The organism is Hafnia paralvei ATCC 29927 (assembly GCF_001655005.1).
Taxonomy (GTDB): domain Bacteria; phylum Pseudomonadota; class Gammaproteobacteria; order Enterobacterales; family Enterobacteriaceae; genus Hafnia; species Hafnia paralvei.
The window spans coordinates 1-19373 of sequence record NZ_LXET01000013.1; the positions used below are offsets into that span (position 1 = coordinate 1).

Consider the following 19373-nt stretch of genomic DNA (forward strand, 5'->3'; position numbering starts at 1 on the left):
AAAGCCCGTATGTTGCGGTTTCTGGCCGGTATTATCTCCTGTTATCAACTGGACTTAACAGGAATCAAGTTACCAGTTGGGGGCATAAGTGGGGGCATTCTGTGTTCGGTCCAATGAGATGCTCCAATGAAGCTAAATGCGCGATAGGTAGATGCAGCTAAACCCAGATATAAAGCCCATAAGCTGGCAGATGGTGCTGGCTTATATCTTGAAGTTGTTCCCTCTGGTTCCCGATACTGTCGGATGAAATATCGCTTCAATGGAAAAGAGAAGCGTATGGCTTTTGGCGTTTATCCGGCAGTGTCCCTTGTACAAGCGAGGGCATTACGCGATGAAGCCAAGAAAAAGCTGGTTCGGGATGTACAGCTCAATAACGGAGCATGGATTCCGCCACACGATGAGTACGATTTTGCATGAAGAAGGGTTCAATACGGCGTGGATTGAAACCCAGCTTGCGCATGTCGATAAGAACGCGATTCGTGGGACGTACAACCATGTGTTGTATCTGGAAGGGCGGAGGGAGATGATGCAATGGTATGCGGATCATGTTGATAACGTTGTAAAATATAAAATAATCATAGACTTATGATACGTTCCTTAAATTGGTCGCTTATTAGTAGATAGCGTAGCTACTAAAGCTGAACACCTCCGTTTTGGAGGCGTTCAACCCCAGAAATATTCTTTTTTTGCTGCGTTACATTTATGCTTACTTCAGAAACTTTACATTTGCATCTGACGGTCTGTTTAGTACTAGGAGAGGACGTCGCTTGATCGTACTCACAAATAGTGGACATGCGACTAATACAATTTACTACTTTTCATTTATTTCCCACTGAGATTTAACGAGCCAAAATATTTAAAGAATTCAATAATTGAGTGTCGAGTGTTTCAGTTGCAGGAATTGGTAATCCGTTAGCAATGCGGTAATTTTTCACAGACTGCCTTGTAGATGGCCCCATTATGCCGTCAATATTCCCGTTATAATAACCTTTGTCCAGCAAAGCGAATTGAACCCGCATGATTAAGCGCTTACGCTTCTCTGTACCAGAAGTCAGCCCATTACTTGCACGGTTAGCTTCTGTAGTTCCAACTGAATTCGTCGTATTAGAGTTGTTATTGTCGCTAGAACGAAGCGAACGGACAGAGGAAGAGGACGATGACGAACTTGTTCCTGAACTTGAAGACCCAGATGAGCTTGGTGAGCTGTATGTTTTTGGATAATAAGGAGTGCTGCCACCATAGTACCCGCCACCTGATGATGATCGGTGAGAACTATGGCTACGATGGGAGCTATGACTGCGATGCCCTGCAATGTAGAATGGAACTTCGGTGTTAAGTGGGGCTATCACTAAATCATGTTCATTTAGAGTCATTCCAGGCAAATCACTTGCTCCGATAGATGAATCACTTGCCCATACAGAATTATTGAGTGCCAAAAATCCCGGAAGTAGAGCAGCAAAATTAAATTTTTTCATAAAATTGGTCTCGGTGATTGATGAAAACGGCCTGTTGAGGAACTGAAATAACCAGTGCAGGAAGACTTCTGAGTGCATTCATCACATTCTTTAGGATAGTAATTTTTCCAATCAGAGATAGACTGAGCAGCAAGCTCCCAAGCTCTTTCAGGAAGATGACACAAAGGATAATTAAAAATTGTTAGAGGTATACTTGACCTGTGTGCTGCGTCTATGGCGGAGGTTATTTTCTCACTATAGCTGCTGTGCTCAATGAAGATTGTTGACCAGTTTTTTCGTGCCCAACCGATAGATTCCAACCCCATAAGGGAAATCTGATTGATGTTGGAGAACACACGGCCAACGAACTCTACGATATCATCCAATTCTGTATAGTTAGCCAGTGTCGGAATAACTCTAAGTTCGATATTAATCCCTGAGTTTCCTGCATTGATCAACCCCTTAACCGTTTCATTAAATGCGCCATCACTCCCTACCAGATGATCATGCACAAGCGGTCTTGATGAGTAGAGTGGGATACCAAAGGTGATTTTGATTTTTTTGCTTCGCTTTGCCATTTCCTGAGTAAAATTTATATCAGCAAATTTGCGTCCGTTTGTTAAAACATGCAAAGCAGTATCTGGTGAGTTCTCGATGATAAAATCAATGAAGTCTAGGAAATCATCCCCATACAGTAGAGGCTCACCACCGCTGACCCCAACAACTCCATTCAACCCAAATGAAGCTATAGCAAGAGCTGATTGGGTAAGCAGCCAGCCATCATTTGCTTTCTTTGGTGGCTGGGAACAAAACAGGCACAGGTTATTGCATCGTTCCGTAACTAAGACAGTATTATGATTGGCTCTGCGGGACAGAATAACGCGTATCATATTGCCATTATTGATTATCCCAATATCTCCATCTTCAATTGACTCAAATAATTCAGTGCTAATAATAGAGTAATCAAAGCATGGTAGAATGGCTTCATTATTGCCTTCAGCAACTATCAACAAATTGGGCAAAAAGAATAAAGGATTCACTGGTTTTTGTTTGCATAACCGATAGAAGCCCGTGGGCACATTCTTTTTTGAAGAAAAATGAAAGATATCGTTCCTGATAACCTCAGACATATGCCCATCCTTTTAGCATCTCAGCCTTCGGACCACCTTCTGAGATGCAGTTCATCAGATACCTGAACATCCCTTTGTGATACTGACAAAACGTTGAACGACTCCTATCACCGACAGGCTCACCCTGTACACTTATGTTTTGGCATGGATCTGCACCGCAAAATGGTTGATATGCGCATGTATCACAACCTGGCAGAGCAAAATTGAACGATGAACTCAATACTGCGTTATAGTAAGGACTCTTGGAAAATGATAGCGTTTTAACCTCACCCGCACTGAACTCCGTTTCAGGGTTCACCTTCTGCAACATACGGCTCTCATCGCTACCATATACTCGACCGTCATAATTGAACAGAATACTGTTAAGCACGACCCCACTTGGCGACTTTAAATCCGCATAACCACTAAAGCCGGGATTGAAGATTCTTTTTAGATGAATGGAGGCAGAATGTTCCACAACCCTTATCCCTTCATTGTTGATCTTAAGGATTTCATCTATCAACGAGGCATAGAAACTGAAGTATTCGTCCATAGAAAAGGTAAACGATGCTTTTTGTGCAAACCCATAGGGACTAACAGGTCGGATAAACATGTCTTTGAGGCCAAGAGACAAGTGAGCCTGGACAATTGATCCAGGGTGCCTGATAAGATCTTTAGTAACTGTAGTAACGGTTGCAACGCGACCAGCGCCTAAAGACCGTTTGATAGCCTCTATCCCTGACACTGTTCTACTGTACGCAAGCCCATGACCAAGAATTCGATTACTGTTGTGAACTACTTCCTCACCATCAAGCGAAACAGAGAACGTTATGTTCCTATATCTCGACCATTCAAGCATATCCTCATTCAAGACAGACAGGCTTGATGCTACCACCATCTCAAAATCGGTGCTTCCCAGCGTTTCAGCACATTGCTCATAGATAGACTGAACTAAATCGAACCGCAAGAGTGGCTCTCCACCCTGTATCTCTATCTTGTAAGGTGGTGTCGATAGTTTTTTGATAGTTGAAATGATGTCAGGTATGAGATTGGGATTTAGATCATAACCAGAGGCGTTAACGGAAGCTCTACTGACCTGACAATACTTGCAGGTATGGTCACAACGTAATGTGGGCACAATCATGAAAATTGGCCTGACTGCCAGTTCATTCATCAATCGTTTTGCAAAAGCAGCACTTAAAGCATAGGGGGTTGTGGCTGATGAGCTTTCGTTGGTTATGAAAAGCTTACTTTCTAGGGCGTTTGATTGCTCTGCACTTATTTGCTCATCAGCCAGCTCAAGCAGGTCTTGCTCATCGATGAAGTGATGAAAGCCAGCAAGATTGCTTATAAATACCCGTCCATTAGGCAATCTATCAAAATTGAAAGGCATCAATTCCATTAAGAAAGCCTTTCATCGACACTGCGAAGCACTTTATGGACAATAGAATCTCTCAACGACCCTGTTTTATGCTGTAGTTTTTCTCGCAAAGTGTAATCATTTAGCAGCCTCTCGAATTCATAGAGGCATTCGGGACTATCGCTTTCAAAAGAGATTGTCCAGCAGGATAGCTCCTCACGGAGTTTCCATTGAGTAAGTGGGGTCATCCAGTATAGGCTATTGCGTATAACCCATTCAGAATAAAGTCCTTTTTCAAGCATCCTTTCGCGCATTTCCATTACCTTCCAACTCGAATAATTACAATCAGTAACCGCTTTAAAGCAAACTTTTCCTATGGCAACAATAATACAACATTCCATTGATATGTTACAGGTGACCTGTTCCCCGTTGATTAATACATCTCGACGTTAGTAATGTCATCACCAACAGTGAACTTCCGCATGTCGCTCACATCGGACCTTCAGCTCTGTTAGCTTGTCTGTTCAGTGCCATGAATCGACTAAATAAGATATCTAAAGCTAATGGTTTGCCATGATGAGTATATGGTTGAGATATCGATCTGGTTCTGATCGATTTTTCCGCTGATGTGTGTAATGGCTGAAGGTCATGGTCTAGACGTTGGATGTTAAAACTGGGCTGAGCTTCGTTCCGAACAAGAACCTTCTAGCTCAAAAGGCCTTCAGTTTTTGATGCTGGAATAAATTATCATTCAGGTGATGCTGCATAAGGTTGAAAATATTTAAAATGTTAATTTTTCCTCTTTTCGGCGTTTCTATATCTCGATGGTGGCACTTTGTATTTTTTAGAGAAAATTCGAGTAAAAGTCTGTTGTGAGTCAAATCCATATTTATAGGCTATGCTCAGCACTGGTTCATTAGTTTCAATAAGATCTTTTGCCGCAAGGCTGAGTTTTTTATCTTTGATATATTTCCCAAGGCTAACTTCTTTCACCTGTACAAAAATACGCTGAAGATGCCACTTGGAGTATCCTGCCCGCGCAGCAACATCTTCTATCTTCAGCGGTTTATGTAAGTTTGAATCAATCCATTGAGTTATCTCATCGATGATGTCTTCTGTTCTTAACATAAATCGACGCTCACTATAAGAGGGGGGCACATCATGTTCGAGATGCTAATGATTTACTTATAGATTTCAGCAACCCCATGTAGCTTGTTATCCCCCGTTGCCGACAGGATTTTGAATGACGTTGCTCCTTGCTCATCAGCCTTACGAGAGAGCGCATTCGATAATTCATCAAGCGTATAGGCATTGCTGGCTGAGACTACACCGATCTTTTCTTTCCCATCTGCATGGTTAATTTCCTGAGCGGCAGATGCGGCATTTACTGAAATAAATCCCATGACCAATGAAGTAATAAGTAGTGATTTCATTTCTAATACCTCTTTTAAAATCTATTTTTGAAACTGGACTCGTATCAGGGGAACTATCCCCCTCTGTATATTTGAATATACAGACCTAAGCTGTCATGAGACTGACCGCTATATGACTAAATTGTCAGGGTTGTAGATTGGTTATTTTTTTGAATACAGGTTCAGCTCGTTAATAATGCACTCCGGTTCTTCACGCAAAGGCATATTGTCTATGTCTAAAACCCCATCATTTTTTTGTGGATCATCAGTCTGCAGATCTGCAAACAGTGGGGTAAGATCCTGCTGTGCTTCGCCTCGCTCAGCCACCAGCTCGAATGTTTTATTTTTTGCCTCGTCGTTGGTTAGGGCACTGACCAGAACCTGGGCGATTTGTTCCCGGGATATCACACCATCTTCCGGTGTTCCCGCATGGCGACGATCCCCCTGAAGCATAACAATTCTGTGTTCATCATCATTGTTGTAATCAAACCAGCCGGGCCTGACGATGGTATAGGGATGACCACTTGCCCTGACCAGACGCTCGGAACGTCTTTTCCAGTCATGAACCTCAGTGTGTTGATTCCAAGTGCTGAGTCGTTCAGTTACGCCAATCGTGGTCATCAGGCCGATACGAACAGGCGTATCCTTGAATATGCGTAAAATATTACGCACTCCGCCGTAATCTATCGCTCTGGCACCAATACGACCCTGACCATCGGAACCGAGAGTGAAGATGATGGCATCAATATCTTTCGGCAATTCGGTGAGTGTTTCCGGCATTGAAACATCACCATAAAAAACATCCGTTCCACGAGGAAGCAATTTTACTTTGCGTTTATTTCTCACCAGCGCCACGGGCTGATGACCCATTTCAATAGCGGTATTCACGACATGAAGACCAATACTTCCTGTCGCGCCTGCAACGAGTATTTTCATGATAAACCTTCTGATAATTCGGACTTATTTTCGATACGGTCAGAATATCAATTATCATTATTGTCAGTAATGGGGCTAAAATGATTGTGTCTATGAATACCCTTCATGAGTGTGCGATGAAGGGAATGCCTCTATAAGGAAATCGCCGATGCTCAAAGAAAACTTCAACGAACTGCAAATCTTTCTTGTGGTGGCAAGGGAGCGAAGTTTTACCAAAGCAGCGGGAAAACTGGGCGTTTCTCAGTCTGCGCTCAGCCACGCGATGAAAGCCCTGGAGGAAAGGCTCAATATTCGCCTTCTGACTCGCACGACCCGAAGCGTTGCCCCTACGGAAGCCGGTGAGAGAATTATTGCCTGCCTTGAACCGCGTATTGCCGATCTTGAGCAGGAGCTGGAATCGCTTGTTCAGTTGAACGGCACCGCCTCCGGCAATATTCGTTTATCTGCTGGGGAGCATGCCGCGCGAAGTCTGGTATGGCCGAAGTTAAAACCTTTCCTCAGGGAATATCCGGAAATTAATCTCGAACTGGTGGTTGATAACGGCTTTGTCGATATTGTTGAGGGGCGTTTTGATGCAGGGATCCGCCTGGGCGAAAGCGTGGATAAGGACATGATTGCGGTAAGAATTGGGCCGGACATGAGAATGGCCGTAGTGGGAGCACCATCTTATTTCGCGGAAAATCCTGCACCTGAAACGCCGCACGAGCTACAAAATCATCGGTGTATCAATATGCGCCTGCCAACTGCCGGTGGACTTTACCACTGGGAGTTTGAGAAGGAAGGGAAACCGTTACGAGTCAGAGTGGAAGGGCAGGTCACGTTTAATCTTCAGGCGGAAAGGATTGATGCGGCGTTATCCGGTTTTGGTATCGCCTGTATACCCGAAGACAGGGTGCAGGATTATATAAAGTCAGGAGAGCTTATTCAGGTTCTGCAGGACTGGTGTCCGTCTTTTCCAGGATATTATCTCTACTATCCGAGCCGTAAGCAGCATCCACCCGCTTTTGCACTGATGATTGATGCACTTCGCTACTCGGAATAACGGGTCCGCCATTTGTTGTGGACCCGTCCGGATATTAACGGCCTACTCGAGCCTGATGCTCAGGTGAGTAACGTTCGCCGACGATTTTAATCGTTTCAAGCGCCTGAGTTATCTGCCGTGAGTCATCCTGCGAAAGAATGATGTCGGCAGCTCCCAGGTTTTCTTCCAGCCGGTGCAGTTTCGTGGTACCAGGGATAGGTACAATCCATGGCTTTTGTGCCAGCAGCCATGCCAGCGCGATTTGTGCAGACGTCACGCCTTTCCCAGCCGCTAGTTCGCCCAGCAATGAGACCAGCTTTTCGTTGGCCTCAATTGCCTGTTCGGCGAAACGCGGCACGGTGCTGCGGTAATCATCCTTGCCAAACGTCGTTCCTGGTTTAATTGCTCCCGTCAGGAAGCCTTTACCTAATGGGCTGAAGGGAACGAAACCAATGCCAAGTTCTTCCAGTAACGGTAGGATCTCCTGCTCAGGTTCGCGCCACCACAGGGAATATTCGCTTTGCAGCGCAGTGACCGGTTGTACGGCATGCGCACGGCGAATGGTTTGCGCACCTGCTTCGGACAGACCGAAATGTTTTACCTTACCTTCCGCGATCAGGTCTTTCACCGTTCCCGCAACATCTTCAATAGGCACATCCGGATCGACACGGTGTTGATACAGCAGATCAATGACATCAGTCTTAAGACGGCGTAATGATCCTTCCACTGCTTCACGGATATGCTCCGGACGACTGTTTAAAATCTGCTGCTTGTTGTCGTCGCCAAAGGTAAAACCAAACTTGGTGGCGATGACCACGCGGTCACGAAACGGTTTTAAGGCTTCACCGACAACCTCTTCATTAAGATATGGGCCATACACTTCAGCGGTATCGAAGAAGGTGACGCCGCGTTCAACCGCAGCGCGAATCAGCTCGATAGCCTGACGAGTATTGGTCGCCGGGCCGTAGCCGTGGCTGAGACCCATGCAACCGAGACCAAGCGCGGAGACTTCCAGCCCAGATTTACCAAGAATACGTTTTTGCATTTTATGAATTCCTCTTTTTGCATCGCTTAAACGTCGAGTTTGCGGCCAGTCAGCCATTCCACCATTGCAGGATCACGATGCGAGAAGAAGGCGCTGGTGGCGGTATCAAGTGCGGTAATCTGCAGCATATCTTCAGAACTGAGTTCAAAATCGAGAATGTTGATGTTCTCTTCCATACGTTCTTTTCGCACAGATTTAGCCAGAGAAACGATGCCTCGCTGGAAGATCCAACGCAGTACTACCTGACCCACGCTTTTGCCGTACTTCTGGCCAATTGCTGTTAGCACGGGATGCTGGAACAGACCATTTTTACCCTCTGCAAACGGTGCCCAGGCTTCCGGCTGAATGCCACGGCTTTGATTCCATGGAACCGCATGCAGCTGCTGGTTGAAGGGGTTAACTTCAATCTGGTTCACCGCAGGAGCCACTTTGTTGAAGGCGATAAGGTCGGCCAGTCGGTCTGGATGGAAGTTGCTGACGCCAATGGCGCGAATTTTGCCTGCCTGCTGCAGTTCTTCCATAGCACGCCATGCCCCATGGACATCGCCGTAAGGCTGGTGAATCAGGTACAGGTCAACGTAATCAAGTTGCAGTCGATTCAGAGAGCGTTCGAACTGGGCTTTAGCGCCTTCGTAATGGGTATCCTGTAGCCACAGTTTGGTCGTTACAAAAAGTTCGTCACGGGCGATACCGCTTTGTTTCAGAGCATTCCCGACCTGAGTTTCATTCTGGTAAGACGCGGCGGTATCGATCAGACGGTATCCCGTATCGATGGCATCAATAACGGCTCTTTCGCATTCAGCGGCATCAGACATCTGAAACACACCAAAGCCCAGCAGGGGCATTTCAACACCGTTGTTCAGTTTTACAGTTTGCATGACGTTATCCTTCAGCTGTTGTGTAGGAAAAGCATAACGCAAACTGATTTATTCGATTAGATGGGGTAATTAGCTAGGGTTTATTAAATGTGTTCATTAATTTTGTGGTACTAACGGTAGGCTTTGTACCAAATATAGTTATTCATAGTCTGATTGAGCCCTCAAACCCGGTTTGTTTCAATAAAGGACTTTTCTGTACCCACTCATGGTGACTTATTCAGCCTTTCAGCAGAATAAGTCAGCAGTTCATCTGTAGTCAGGGTAAGCTCCCGGTTGTCCGTTAGCCGTTCAACGGCGAGCTCGATAAATTTTCTGACTCTCAGTGGCTGCGCTTTGCGGCTACCGTAGTATGCGTACAGATGGAGGTGGCTGGCCACATGCTCTGTCAGTAGGGGCACAAGACGGCCTTCGCGTATCAGCGCAGCAGCGGATAGCGATGATAGCTGTGCAATGACCTGCCCGGTCAGCGTGGCCTCGACTTCAATGTCCGTGCTGTTTGTTGCCACAGTTGGAGGAAATTCTCGTGTCTGGATTTCTCCCCCCATGTTCACATACCAGGGGAAAATTGCGTCAGTTCCCGGATGGCGGAAGACACTGCAACGGTGGTACGCCAACTCTTCAAGCGAACGGGGTACACCATGTGCGCGGAGATATGCCGGTGATGCACAGATGATTAGCTGCGCACGGAACAGCGGGCGTGCGATAACCCCCTCAGCAGGCGGAGAACCAAACCGGAATCCTACGTCCACTCGATCAAGTACCCAGTCCCCCATGTTGTCATTGAGCTGCACTTCAGGCTGAACGTCAGGGAAGCGCTGGCAGTATTCGTCAATGATTGGCCATAAAACTGGCGTGAAGGCTGAGCGGGGTCCAACAATCCGCAACGGGCCGGCAATCTCATCTTTTGCCTGCCGTGCACGCGTGAGGGCGCGGTCCAGTACAGCCAGTGCTGGTTGCGTAGCTTCCAGCAGTTGCCTACCTTCCTCTGTCAGAGAGAGGCTGCGCGTTGTCCGGTGCAGAAGACGTACTCCAAGAGAGTCTTCAAGTTGAGCCAGCGCCTGGCTGGCGGCCTGTGAGGTCACCCCTTTTGCGAGAGCGGCCTGGCGCAGGCTGCCCAGTTCCACAGCTTTTGCCAGTATGTCTATTGCTCGGATGTCTTTCGTCAGCATGATGCTTTTTCCGGCCAGGATAAGTGACACCATTATCAATCTATACTTGCAACAGCTTCAACATTTTCCTATCTATTCACTTGATAATTGACTCCCTATAGTAGTCGCACTTCCCGGCACCTTTGGCCGGGATCAACCGGGAGCAAAGAATGTACGTAACCAAAGCTTATGCGGCCACGTCCGCAACATCCCCCCTTGCACCGTTATCGATACCGCGTCGTGATCCGAATGAGCACGATGTCCAAATTGATATTCTGTTCTGCGGGGTGTGCCACTCTGATATTCACCATGTGCGTGATGAGTTCGGTAGTGCCATGCCAACCGTCTACCCGATTGTTCCGGGTCATGAAATTGTGGGCCGAGTTATCTCTGTGGGCACGGCGGTGACAAAACACAAGGCTGGCGATATTGTCGCTGTGGGCTGCCTGGTCGATGCCGATCCGACCTGTCCCCACTGTAAAGCGAATCGCGAACAGTATTCCCCTTCCAAGGTGTTGACGTATAACTCACCGGATAATCACGGTACTGCACCGGTGACCTACGGTGGTTACGCCGAAAGCATTGTGGTGGATGAGCATTTTGTCCTTCAGGTACCGAGGAATCTCGATCTGGCAGGTGTTGCACCGCTAGTATGTGCGGGTATCACTGCCTATTCCCCCATCCGTCGCTGGGGTGTAAAGGCCGGTCAGAAAGTCGGCATCGTAGGTCTGGGCGGGCTTGGCCATATGGGCGTGAAATTTGCCCGTGCCCTGGGCGCACATGTGGTTCTTTTCACCACATCCTCTTCCAAAAAAGAAGATGCACTTCGCGTTGGCGCTCACGAAGTGGTGGTTTCACGCAACACGGAAGAGATGCAGGTCCACGCCGGTACCTTTGATTTTATTCTCGATACAGTGTCCGCCCCACACGATTTGAATATTTACCTTAACCTACTGCATCCGGAAGGCAATCTGACGCTGGTTGGTGCTTCTGCAGACAAAATCGATGTCTCAGCCTACAGCCTTGTTTTTGGTGGACGTAGCCTATCCGGCTCACTGATTGGCGGGATTGCTGAAACACAGGAAATGCTCGATTTCTGCGGTCAGCACAACATCACATCCGATGTGGAAATTATCGGGATTCAGGAGATTAACGACGCTTATGTACGCCTGGAAAAAGGTGACGTCAAATATCGTTTCTCTATTGATATGTCCACCCTAAAAAATGCCTGAGAAATCCCGAATGCTGAAACATATTTTCATTGGCAAAACGTATCAGGGTAAGACTGAAGCAGAGCTGTCTGCTGTAGTCGACATCCTCCGCAATTTGCCCACCATTGTCCCCTGGCTTAAAGCCTTCAGCGTTGAAAAGACGCTCGACTGGTCAGAAACCCAGGCAGTAGTGCTGATTGCCGAATTTGACTCCCGGGAGGATTGGGAGCGTTACATGCACGACCCGGAACACCTGGCGCTCGGAGAGAAAATCAAAGACATCATCGATCTCTCCTGTATGAGCGTAGTGCAGACGATCGCTTAAGCAGCCTGAATGACAAACAGAGGAATATCTATGTCGGTTCAAACATTAAAAGGTAAGGTGGCACTGGTTACGGGCGGTGGAACTGGGCTCGGTCTGGGTGGCGCAAAGTGTCTGGCTGAAGAAGGCGCTTTTGTCTATATCGTGGGTCGCCGTCAGAGTGTCCTGGATGAGGCGATTAGACAGATTGGCCCGAACGCCCGCGCCATCGTTGCCGATGTCTCCCGCAAAGAAGAGATGGTGAATGTCGCCTCTATTATTCAGCAGGAAAAAAGCCAGTTGGACATCATTTTCTCCAATGCAGGCTACTGTATCGGTAAGAAACTGGAGGAGGTGAGTGAAGATTTCTTCGACGACATGTTGAACGTCAATCTGAAAGGGCAGTTATTCACCGTACAGGCCATGCTGCCCATTATGAATGCGGGCGGTTCAATCATTCTGACGTCCTCCATGACCGCCTTTATTGGTCTGCCGGAATACACGACTTACGCTGCGTCCAAAGCTGCGGTTATTGGCATGGCTCGCGTCTGGACCACAGAGCTTAAGTCACGAAATATTCGCGTAAATGTTATTAGTCCAGGAGCTATCCCGACTGAAGGTTATGAAACCGTGCAGGGTATGACCCCGGAGCAGATTGAAGACTTCGCGGCTAAATGTGCCGCTGAAATCCCTGTTGGGCGTGTTGGTCGTGCTAATGAGATCGGAGATGGCGTTGTGTTCCTGGCCTCTGACGCCAGCAGTTTTATCAACGGCATTAATCTGACTATCGACGGTGGGCAGACACAGGTTTACGCCGGTAACCTCTCATAACCCGCTCATACCATGTCAGGAACGCTGGCCTCTCTGCAGGCTCTCTCGAAGCGAAAGAAATAGCTGGCAAGTTCTGTCAGCTTCACGATCAGCGGCCACGCGACTGGTCCAATAAAGTCCTTATCTGCCATTGAGTAAAGTTGCAGTGATTGTCAGCTGAATAAACTTAGCCGCCAGGGATGGGGCTTCCACCTTTCGTTCTTACCGAATCTTCAACGTAATGTACTTGCCAGCTTCGTCAACATTGATGCCATTGTGTTTCCCAGCGAATCATGCAAAGTCATCCTGTTTTCTTGTGTCCCTTTCTCCGCACCAGCCGGACCCAATCTCCGCGATTCATGAGCAAAACTCATAGAGCTAAGCGCGTTAGCCTGGTTAACCCCTTTGTCTATAACCGCTATGCTTTACGCATCGTCAGTGCCGATCTTTATGGTTACTGCTACAACCTATAAACAGGAGTTGGTATGAAAGACGTCATTGTTGTTATCGGAAGCGGGTCTATTGCTCAGGCTATTGCGCGACGTGTCAGCGTAGGAAAACATATTCTCTTGGCCGATATAAAAACTGAGAACGCTCAACAGGCCGAAAATACTCTTTCACGGGCCGGTTTCGAAGTAAGTACTACCACGGTAGATGTCCGTTCTCGTCAGTCGATCCAGGAACTTGTGAAAACTGCGTGTAGCATGGGCGAAATCATGGGGGTTATCCATACTGCAGGATTGTCACCGTCTCAGGCGCAAGCACAGGATCTCATTCGCGTTGATCTCTACGGCAGCGCCGTGCTGTTTGAGGAATTTGGTAAGGTTATTGCGCCAGGTGGGTCCTGCGTCGTGATTGGCTCGCAGTCCAGCCATCGCTTAGCCGTTGATGCGTTGACTCAGGCACAAGCAGATGCATTAGCAGCGTTACCGCCGGAAGAGCTGCTTGAATTGCCGCTGATAAAAGATATTGAAGACAGCCTATATGCTTACCAGATTTCCAAACGCTGCAATGCGCTGCGTGTGATGTCAGAAGCGGTAAAATGGGGCAAGCGTGGTGCGCGAATTAACTGCATCAGCGCCGGTATCGTCTTTACGCCGCTGGCCTATGACGAGCTTAACAGCGCAGAGCGTGGCGCGTTTTATCGCAATATGCTGGATAAATCTCCGGCAGGTCGGGGCGGTACGCCGGATGAAATTGGCGCGCTGGCAGAGTTTCTGTTCGGGCCTAATGGTACCTATGTGACCGGTAGCGATCTGCTTATCGATGGCGGCGCAACGGCATCTTATAAATATGGCGAATTACGCCCGCAATAATCTTTCTTTTTTATCCCACGAGATGATGACCGTCCCATGGCCATCATCTTGCCTCACTTCTTATTCGGAGATTCACAGATGACGTTAAATGTGAAAGGTTATGCCGCTTTTGGTGCGAAAGAAGATTTAGTGCCACATAACTTTGTTCGTCGCGATCCGCGCGATAACGATGTGGTTATCGAGATTTTATACAGTGGGGTTTGCCACTCAGATATCCATAATGCTTTTAATGACTGGGGTGGTGCAAAATATCCGATGGTTCCAGGTCACGAAATCATTGGCCGTGTTATTCAGGTCGGGAAGGCCGTTACAAAATTCAGCCCAGGCGACTATGCCGGTGTGGGCTGTATGGTAGATTCCTGTCAGCATTGCAAACCCTGTGTTCAGGGGTTAGAGCAGTACTGTGAAGAGGGGAATACATTAACCTATAACGACGTTGACAGACATGACCATATGCCAACCTATGGCGGCTATTCTGACAAGATTGTTGTCACCGAAAAATTTGTTATCAAAGTTCCTGATACTTTGGATTTAAAGGGGGCGGCACCGCTGCTCTGTGCCGGTATCACAACATGGTCACCGCTGCGTCACTGGAATGTAGGCCCCGGCAGTAAAGTGGCTGTGGTCGGTTTAGGTGGCCTGGGGCATATGGCGATTAAATTAGCGAAAGCACTGGGTGCAGAAGTTACATTATTCAGTCGTTCGCCGAATAAAGAGGCCGATGCCCGTCGTCTGGGGGCCGCGCATATTGTTATTTCAACCGATGAAAAGCAGATGCAGGGTACGCACAACCAGTTTGATTTGATTATCGATACGGTACCTTATGTTCATGATCTGAACCCCTATATTCCCACACTGGCGTTGAGTGGAACGCTAGTGCTTGTAGGGTATCTGGGGGATTTGAACCCAATGCTAAATAGTACCCCGCTGATCTTAGGGCGAAAATCTGTGGCCGGGTCAGTCATTGGTGGGATTGCAGAGACACAGGAGATGATTGATTTTTGTGCGGAACATCAGATCACATCAGATATTGAGTTGATCAATATTCAGGATATCAATACCGCCTGGCAGCGAATGCTGAAAAGTGATGTTAAATACCGGTTCGTGATTGATGTTGCATCTCTCCAGTCGTAATGAAAAAGGCGGTATATCCTACCGCCTTTTTTTATGGTTTTGGTAAGTCGGTGTAAACCACTCTGAATCCAATACTTATTCCACGGTAATCGGCAGGGTAGGGTTTTCGCCATGCGCTATGCCAGCCATTCGCTGTACTATGCCAGCTACCGCCACGCACGACACGTTCCGAACCATCGTCGGGGCCTTGCGGATTGTGTTCTGGGCTTTGAGCATAATAGCCGGTACTGTAATAATCGCTGACCCATTCCCAGGCATTGCCATAAATATCATATAACCCCCAGGGGTTTGGTTTTTTCGTACCGACGGGATGTGTGCCACCGGTAACAAAATTTTCTCCATGCCAGGCATAATTATCTAACGCAGAAGCGTCATCGCCGAAAAAATAACGTGTAGTACTACCTGCCCGAGCTGCATATTCCCATTCAGCTTCTGTCGGTAATCGATAGCCGGTTGTACCTTCTCGTTTATTGAGTTTCTCTATAAATTCTATTGCATCCTGCCAGGATACGGTCGCGGGATGATCTGGGTGCGTAATACGGTCTGCCATACCTGGAAGAAGATAGTAGGGATTGGAGCGATCGCGTACATAAGGATTTTCCCCCATCACAGCCAACCAGTCTGCTTGTGTAACCTCAAATTGCCCCATGAAAAGATCGTCAGAGAATGTCACTAAGTGTTGAGGTTTTTCTCTGCTATCAGCCGCTGCATCCGATGAACCCATCAGAAATTGCCCTGCCGGTATTGTGATAAAACGCATCCCTAACGAATTAACATATATCTGTTGGTTATTCTCCTGAGTGCTTTCAGTCAATCCCGCATAGGCTGAACCTGATAAAAAAAGAAATAATCCAATACCCTTTAGTACTATCGGCACGCTGATCTCCCTTTGATTTTTCACCATTTTCTTTGCCAGAATCATTTATAAAGAGCTAGTTGCGTATCGTCTCTAACCAACTGGTTACCGTTTCTGTAGTTCTTCGTTCCTGGTCGCATTCAATGACCAGCGGTTTTTCCCGACGCGCAGTTGGGGCGAGACGGGTAAGGAGGTCGTCGCTATCTCCTTTACCGTAGCCACCGTGAGTAATGAAGGGGATGAGTAGTTTGTCCGCAAGGTTGTGGCTGCTGAGAAATGCTTGCACGACAGGCGGCACGCTGGTCCCCCAAATGGGAAAACCTAAATACACGGTCTCATAGCGTGAGATATCTGCGACGCTATTTTTTAATGCGGGCTTTATTCCCCGCTCACGCTCATTTTGCGCTTGTTCAACGTTCTGAAAATAGTCTTCCGGATAAGGCGTAGCCGGTTCGATTTCAAACAGATCTGTATTCAGGCTGCGGTGAATGACACCCGCAATCACCCGCGTATTTCCGCTGCGGGAAAAGTACGCCACCAGAATACGACTTTTACCCTGCACGTTTGCGGTTCCGGTCGCGGCTGATGCCAAAGAAACGTTCGCCAGCGTCAGCCCGGCAAGTGCGGTGATTAATATTCTGCGGTTGGGATCATGCTCCATAACCCACTCCTAATTGTTTGCTAGTGCCTGTTGCAGCGCCTTTTCAGCTCGCGTAGCCGCATCATTTTCACCATGCTCACGCAGAACCTGCGCCAGCTGCCGCAGCTGCTCTGCCGTTAGGCCGACCCGCATGCTTGCTCGCGTATGCGACAGCAGTTGTGATTCGACGCCCGGCGTGGCCGCTAATGCGCCAACCGTTGCCAGCTCGCGGCTTTGCCAGTCGAGGTTATCACGGGCGAAAATGTCGCCGAAAAGATGCGTTTGCAGGAACTGGTTAATCACCGGGGCAAAATCAAACAGCGGGCCCTGGACGGGCGCGCCTGAGATTTTCGTCTGGTTTGCAGTACCGACACGGCGAAGCTCATCCCCGACAGGGATAGGGGCAACCGGTTCTTTGCCCTCAACGTCTTCGATGCCTCGTTGTTTACGTGCTTCGACGACCTTCATCAGTTCATTAAGCGCATTCAGGCTGCGAGGGAAGCCCGTGTAGGCATAGAGCTGGACGAGGATCTCTTTAGCTTCGTTTATCGTAAGTCCGGCGTCGAGTGCCTGATTCAGGGCGGCATTCAGCTTATTCATCTGACTGCTGGCCATCAATGCGGCAATCAACGGGATGGCCTGCTGGCGAGCTGACAGCGTATCTGAAACGGTTTGTTCGTGGTTCATTTCTGAGACTCCTTTATTGACGGGCGCAGCATGTGCCGCGAGACCAGAACCAAAGGTTAGCAGTACCGCTGCCGCTAAAGCTTTAATGGGCATGGTATTGTTCATCTGTCACTAACTCCTTCCAGTTAACGCTTTTGCCATCCACAATCCCGGTTATCGCCAGATGCGTCATCGCGCTGCCGGGGGCCGCGCCATGCCAGTGTTTGACGCCTGCCGGGCAAGAGACTACGTCACCGGCGCGGATAATTTGCACCGGCTGGCCTTCTTGCTGGGTGAGCCCAACACCCGAGGTCACAATCAGCCGCTGACCTGCCGGATGCGTATGCCAGGCGGAACGAGCTCCGGGTTCAAACGTGACATAAGCCCCGGAAACAGGGATGTCGTTATCTGGCTTGAAGAGAGGATCAACCCGGACGCGACCGGTAAAGTTCTCGGCTGGCCCGTACACCGCGTTCTGACTTCCTGTGGGGGCGATATGGACAGCGGGATTTTGCTCCGCTGCCCAGGATGAAAATGTAAAGAGGGGCAGTAACAGCCCGAGGTAACGTAAATGTCTGATCATGCAAAGCGTCCTTATCTACGATGATGGGGAGGGTCTGCAATGATTCTAATCAGGGTGACATGTCGTCAGACTGACGCCAGCCTGACAATTCTGTCAGTTAACCTCTATTGGGGTGACATCGCTTTGCATTTTCTAAATATAAAAAACCAAAGCAAAAAGCGCGTCATTAAGGCAAATAAAACAATAATGGCCAGGTAGCGGAAATAAAAAAGAAGGGCAGATTCATCGTAATCGAAAAAGGAGAAATCGACTTTCATCAGCAAATAATCGAGATAGTCCGTGTTCAGTAATCCGTACAATCCCAGTAGTGCGATGAGCGAAAAAACGCCCGGCATAATGATATTGGCAACGGGTGAGCTGCCGGAGATGTTCAGGATCCGGCAGAAAAACGTGGCCAGCATTTTCCAGTGCGACCCAACATGTAGCGCCAGAATGAGCATCCCCCAATGGACCGACGTCATGTGTACTTTTCTGACCCAGTTCGCAGGGTTGTGGAACGGCAACTCCAGAAGAATATGTCGGGACAGCATCATGCCAGAGACAATAGCGGTCAGGATGACAACGAACGTCACTGCATTAATGACTCTGTTAACTCTTTGCATCGTTAACGGAATATTCGGTGACAGTGACCATAGTCGACGTCGGTTAAGGTATAAATGCAACATAATGAGCAGCGTAAAAATAATCCCCGCCCATTCATGCACGATTTCACCATGAAGGTGAAACCCCATCAGTACCAGCAGAAGTAACGTCATCAGCGTATCCTGCATGACCTGGAAAATATAAATTTTCTTCATGTCGATGGGTTAACGCTGCGGCTGAACTTGTTTTACCCATTGCTCAACCTGCGCGGGTACGTCAGGGCCTGAAACATCATTGCGCGAGATCGAGAGCGCACGAGTGATCAATCTGGCCTGTGGCTGCATGCGGGCTATTTGTCGCAGGGAGTCGGCTAACCGGCTGCCGCCGTGGGTGGTAAAAGGAATGACCGTTTTACCGGCAAAGTCATTTTGCTCAAAGAGGCTATATATCACCATTGGCATGGTATACCACCAGATGGGATAACCAACGTAAATGGTGTCGTAATTGCTGAGGTCGGGGAGTGGCGTTTTAAGTGATGGCCTGGCGTTAGTTTGCTGCTCCTTTTCGGCAACCCGTAACAGTGCATCATGCTGGCGAGGGTAGGGGGTGGCGGTTTCAATGCGATACAGGTCGCCGTGGGTCTGCTTCTGAATCAGCTGTGCGACAAACTGCGTGCTGCCGGTCTCCGGCGTATTTTTTTGTAATACGCTGGCCCCAGAAAAGCCATCAACGGCACCAGGTTTCATCTCCTCGGGCTGGGAAAAATAGATAATCAGCGTGCGGGACGGGGCGGATGAGTTCTCTGATGAGAACGCGGGTTGTCCCAGAAACCCCATGACCATCATCGCCAGAAACCCGCTAAATACCTTTCCTATTCTCACTGTTTCCTTCCTTCAATCAGCAGTGGTGAG

General features: G+C 48.2%; 23 protein-coding genes and 1 pseudogene. 8 read left to right on the plus strand and 16 right to left on the minus strand.

Going from position 1 to position 19373, the window contains the following annotated elements; translation table 11 throughout:
* Positions 1 to 183 precede the first annotated feature (183 nt).
* Together M988_RS23320 and M988_RS23325 are read left to right on the plus strand one after the other, a co-directional pair.
* A pseudogene (locus M988_RS23320) lies at positions 184 to 375 on the plus strand (Arm DNA-binding domain-containing protein); the annotation flags it as partial.
* A gap of 22 nt (positions 376 to 397) precedes the next feature.
* Positions 398 to 589 carry a hypothetical protein gene (locus M988_RS23325; protein ID WP_428838866.1) on the plus strand — a complete coding sequence of 64 codons (192 nt, stop codon included), beginning with the start codon at positions 398 to 400 and terminating at the stop codon, positions 587 to 589.
* 250 nt (positions 590 to 839) lie between these two features.
* Here the strand turns inward: M988_RS23325 and hxsA are convergent, their stop codons facing one another.
* The 7 genes from hxsA to M988_RS04415 form a co-directional block, all read right to left on the minus strand.
* Positions 840 to 1475 carry a His-Xaa-Ser repeat protein HxsA gene (gene hxsA, locus M988_RS22260; protein WP_074388427.1) on the minus strand — a complete coding sequence of 212 codons (636 nt, stop codon included), beginning with the start codon at positions 1473 to 1475 and terminating at the stop codon, positions 840 to 842.
* Positions 1472 to 2584: a His-Xaa-Ser system radical SAM maturase HxsC gene (hxsC, locus tag M988_RS04390; RefSeq protein ID WP_064572997.1), complete on the minus strand. Its 1113-nt coding sequence runs from the start codon at positions 2582 to 2584 to the stop codon at positions 1472 to 1474. The genes hxsA and hxsC overlap by 4 nt, the downstream gene beginning before the upstream one ends.
* Positions 2577 to 3965 (minus strand): His-Xaa-Ser system radical SAM maturase HxsB, encoded by a 1389-nt coding sequence (gene hxsB, locus M988_RS04395; RefSeq protein WP_064573000.1) that lies wholly within the window; start codon positions 3963 to 3965, stop codon positions 2577 to 2579. Before hxsB ends, hxsC begins: the two co-directional genes overlap by 8 nt.
* Complete coding sequence (gene hxsD / locus M988_RS04400; RefSeq protein ID WP_064573003.1) at positions 3965 to 4237, minus strand: His-Xaa-Ser system protein HxsD; 273 nt, start codon at positions 4235 to 4237, stop codon at positions 3965 to 3967. Before hxsD ends, hxsB begins: the two co-directional genes overlap by 1 nt.
* 475 nt (positions 4238 to 4712) lie before the next feature.
* Positions 4713 to 5051, minus strand: coding sequence for a helix-turn-helix domain-containing protein (locus tag M988_RS04405; RefSeq protein WP_064573006.1), 339 nt, complete (start codon positions 5049 to 5051; stop codon positions 4713 to 4715).
* 53 nt (positions 5052 to 5104) lie between these two features.
* Complete coding sequence (locus M988_RS04410; RefSeq protein WP_064573011.1) at positions 5105 to 5356, minus strand: YdgH/BhsA/McbA family protein; 252 nt, start codon at positions 5354 to 5356, stop codon at positions 5105 to 5107.
* 141 nt (positions 5357 to 5497) lie between these two features.
* On the minus strand, positions 5498 to 6271 hold the full coding sequence (locus M988_RS04415) for an SDR family oxidoreductase (RefSeq protein ID WP_064573013.1): 774 nt from the start codon (positions 6269 to 6271) through the stop codon (positions 5498 to 5500).
* Between the two features lie 148 nt (positions 6272 to 6419).
* On the opposite strand from M988_RS04415, the gene M988_RS04420 reads away from it, so the two are divergent.
* Entirely contained in the window at positions 6420 to 7313 is an 894-nt protein-coding gene (locus M988_RS04420; protein WP_008815055.1) for a LysR family transcriptional regulator, read from the plus strand.
* A 34-nt stretch (positions 7314 to 7347) separates the two neighbouring features.
* Here the strand turns inward: M988_RS04420 and M988_RS04425 are convergent, their stop codons facing one another.
* The 3 genes from M988_RS04425 to M988_RS04435 all read right to left on the minus strand — a co-directional run bounded on the left by M988_RS04425 (position 7348) and on the right by M988_RS04435 (position 10417).
* Positions 7348 to 8337 (minus strand): aldo/keto reductase, encoded by a 990-nt coding sequence (locus M988_RS04425; RefSeq protein WP_064573015.1) that lies wholly within the window; start codon positions 8335 to 8337, stop codon positions 7348 to 7350.
* A gap of 26 nt (positions 8338 to 8363) precedes the next feature.
* Entirely contained in the window at positions 8364 to 9215 is an 852-nt protein-coding gene (locus M988_RS04430; RefSeq protein ID WP_064573017.1) for an aldo/keto reductase, read from the minus strand.
* Between the two features lie 203 nt (positions 9216 to 9418).
* The gene (locus M988_RS04435) at positions 9419 to 10417 is read right to left on the minus strand and encodes a LysR family transcriptional regulator (RefSeq protein ID WP_306822961.1); all 999 of its coding nucleotides are present in this window, start codon (positions 10415 to 10417) and stop codon (positions 9419 to 9421) included.
* 116 nt (positions 10418 to 10533) lie between these two features.
* Between M988_RS04435 and M988_RS04440 the strand changes: the two genes are divergently transcribed.
* The 5 genes from M988_RS04440 (at position 10534) to M988_RS04460 (ending at position 15135) form a co-directional block, all read left to right on the plus strand.
* Entirely contained in the window at positions 10534 to 11595 is a 1062-nt protein-coding gene (locus tag M988_RS04440) for an NAD(P)-dependent alcohol dehydrogenase (protein WP_061059654.1), read from the plus strand.
* 10 nt (positions 11596 to 11605) lie between these two features.
* On the plus strand, positions 11606 to 11899 hold the full coding sequence (locus M988_RS04445; RefSeq protein WP_061059655.1) for a Dabb family protein: 294 nt from the start codon (positions 11606 to 11608) through the stop codon (positions 11897 to 11899).
* 30 nt (positions 11900 to 11929) lie between these two features.
* Complete coding sequence (locus tag M988_RS04450; RefSeq protein WP_064573020.1) at positions 11930 to 12706, plus strand: SDR family NAD(P)-dependent oxidoreductase; 777 nt, start codon at positions 11930 to 11932, stop codon at positions 12704 to 12706.
* A 464-nt stretch (positions 12707 to 13170) separates the two neighbouring features.
* The gene (locus M988_RS04455; protein ID WP_061059657.1) at positions 13171 to 14001 is read left to right on the plus strand and encodes an SDR family oxidoreductase; all 831 of its coding nucleotides are present in this window, start codon (positions 13171 to 13173) and stop codon (positions 13999 to 14001) included.
* Positions 14002 to 14079: 78 nt separating this feature from the next.
* A complete protein-coding gene (locus M988_RS04460) occupies positions 14080 to 15135 on the plus strand; it encodes an NAD(P)-dependent alcohol dehydrogenase (protein ID WP_064573022.1) in 1056 nt (351 codons plus the stop codon).
* Positions 15136 to 15166: 31 nt separating this feature from the next.
* Here the strand turns inward: M988_RS04460 and M988_RS04465 are convergent, their stop codons facing one another.
* The 6 genes from M988_RS04465 to M988_RS04490 form a co-directional block, all read right to left on the minus strand.
* The gene (locus M988_RS04465) at positions 15167 to 16057 is read right to left on the minus strand and encodes a formylglycine-generating enzyme family protein (RefSeq protein ID WP_064573024.1); all 891 of its coding nucleotides are present in this window, start codon (positions 16055 to 16057) and stop codon (positions 15167 to 15169) included.
* A 10-nt stretch (positions 16058 to 16067) separates the two neighbouring features.
* Complete coding sequence (locus tag M988_RS04470; RefSeq protein ID WP_064573025.1) at positions 16068 to 16652, minus strand: flavodoxin; 585 nt, start codon at positions 16650 to 16652, stop codon at positions 16068 to 16070.
* Positions 16653 to 16661: 9 nt separating this feature from the next.
* A complete protein-coding gene (locus tag M988_RS04475; protein ID WP_064573027.1) occupies positions 16662 to 17423 on the minus strand; it encodes a carboxymuconolactone decarboxylase family protein in 762 nt (253 codons plus the stop codon).
* The gene (locus M988_RS04480) at positions 17401 to 17880 is read right to left on the minus strand and encodes a (R)-mandelonitrile lyase (protein WP_064573029.1); all 480 of its coding nucleotides are present in this window, start codon (positions 17878 to 17880) and stop codon (positions 17401 to 17403) included. Before M988_RS04480 ends, M988_RS04475 begins: the two co-directional genes overlap by 23 nt.
* Positions 17881 to 17984: 104 nt before the next feature.
* Positions 17985 to 18635, minus strand: a complete 651-nt coding sequence (locus tag M988_RS04485; RefSeq protein ID WP_082919412.1) for a DUF4405 domain-containing protein — start codon at positions 18633 to 18635, stop codon at positions 17985 to 17987.
* Positions 18636 to 18686: 51 nt separating this feature from the next.
* On the minus strand, positions 18687 to 19304 hold the full coding sequence (locus tag M988_RS04490; protein ID WP_423749963.1) for a flavodoxin: 618 nt from the start codon (positions 19302 to 19304) through the stop codon (positions 18687 to 18689).
* Between the last annotated feature and the right edge of the window lie 69 nt (positions 19305 to 19373).

What these genes read in the sequence shown, in the direction of transcription:
- M988_RS04490 (WP_423749963.1), bottom strand. Translation starts at nt 19,304, where the DNA reads ATGGTCATGGGGTTTCTGGGACAACCCGCGTTCTCATCAGAGAACTCA.
- M988_RS04415 (WP_064573013.1), bottom strand. Translation starts at nt 6,271, where the DNA reads ATGAAAATACTCGTTGCAGGCGCGACAGGAAGTATTGGTCTTCATGTC.
- M988_RS04425 (WP_064573015.1), bottom strand. Translation starts at nt 8,337, where the DNA reads ATGCAAAAACGTATTCTTGGTAAATCTGGGCTGGAAGTCTCCGCGCTT.
- M988_RS04475 (WP_064573027.1), bottom strand. Translation starts at nt 17,423, where the DNA reads ATGAACAATACCATGCCCATTAAAGCTTTAGCGGCAGCGGTACTGCTA.
- M988_RS04445 (WP_061059655.1), top strand. Translation starts at nt 11,606, where the DNA reads ATGCTGAAACATATTTTCATTGGCAAAACGTATCAGGGTAAGACTGAA.
- M988_RS04420 (WP_008815055.1), top strand. Translation starts at nt 6,420, where the DNA reads ATGCTCAAAGAAAACTTCAACGAACTGCAAATCTTTCTTGTGGTGGCA.
- M988_RS04465 (WP_064573024.1), bottom strand. Translation starts at nt 16,057, where the DNA reads ATGATTCTGGCAAAGAAAATGGTGAAAAATCAAAGGGAGATCAGCGTG.
- M988_RS04450 (WP_064573020.1), top strand. Translation starts at nt 11,930, where the DNA reads ATGTCGGTTCAAACATTAAAAGGTAAGGTGGCACTGGTTACGGGCGGT.
- M988_RS04460 (WP_064573022.1), top strand. Translation starts at nt 14,080, where the DNA reads ATGACGTTAAATGTGAAAGGTTATGCCGCTTTTGGTGCGAAAGAAGAT.
- M988_RS04485 (WP_082919412.1), bottom strand. Translation starts at nt 18,635, where the DNA reads ATGACGTTACTTCTGCTGGTACTGATGGGGTTTCACCTTCATGGTGAA.
- M988_RS04430 (WP_064573017.1), bottom strand. Translation starts at nt 9,215, where the DNA reads ATGCAAACTGTAAAACTGAACAACGGTGTTGAAATGCCCCTGCTGGGC.
- M988_RS04440 (WP_061059654.1), top strand. Translation starts at nt 10,534, where the DNA reads ATGTACGTAACCAAAGCTTATGCGGCCACGTCCGCAACATCCCCCCTT.
- M988_RS04480 (WP_064573029.1), bottom strand. Translation starts at nt 17,880, where the DNA reads ATGATCAGACATTTACGTTACCTCGGGCTGTTACTGCCCCTCTTTACA.
- hxsB (WP_064573000.1), bottom strand. Translation starts at nt 3,965, where the DNA reads ATGGAATTGATGCCTTTCAATTTTGATAGATTGCCTAATGGACGGGTA.
- M988_RS04435 (WP_306822961.1), bottom strand. Translation starts at nt 10,417, where the DNA reads ATGGTGTCACTTATCCTGGCCGGAAAAAGCATCATGCTGACGAAAGAC.
- M988_RS04470 (WP_064573025.1), bottom strand. Translation starts at nt 16,652, where the DNA reads ATGGAGCATGATCCCAACCGCAGAATATTAATCACCGCACTTGCCGGG.
- M988_RS04455 (WP_061059657.1), top strand. Translation starts at nt 13,171, where the DNA reads ATGAAAGACGTCATTGTTGTTATCGGAAGCGGGTCTATTGCTCAGGCT.
- M988_RS04410 (WP_064573011.1), bottom strand. Translation starts at nt 5,356, where the DNA reads ATGAAATCACTACTTATTACTTCATTGGTCATGGGATTTATTTCAGTA.
- hxsA (WP_074388427.1), bottom strand. Translation starts at nt 1,475, where the DNA reads ATGAAAAAATTTAATTTTGCTGCTCTACTTCCGGGATTTTTGGCACTC.
- hxsC (WP_064572997.1), bottom strand. Translation starts at nt 2,584, where the DNA reads ATGTCTGAGGTTATCAGGAACGATATCTTTCATTTTTCTTCAAAAAAG.
- M988_RS04405 (WP_064573006.1), bottom strand. Translation starts at nt 5,051, where the DNA reads ATGTTAAGAACAGAAGACATCATCGATGAGATAACTCAATGGATTGAT.
- hxsD (WP_064573003.1), bottom strand. Translation starts at nt 4,237, where the DNA reads ATGCGCGAAAGGATGCTTGAAAAAGGACTTTATTCTGAATGGGTTATA.
- M988_RS23325 (WP_428838866.1), top strand. Translation starts at nt 398, where the DNA reads ATGAGTACGATTTTGCATGAAGAAGGGTTCAATACGGCGTGGATTGAA.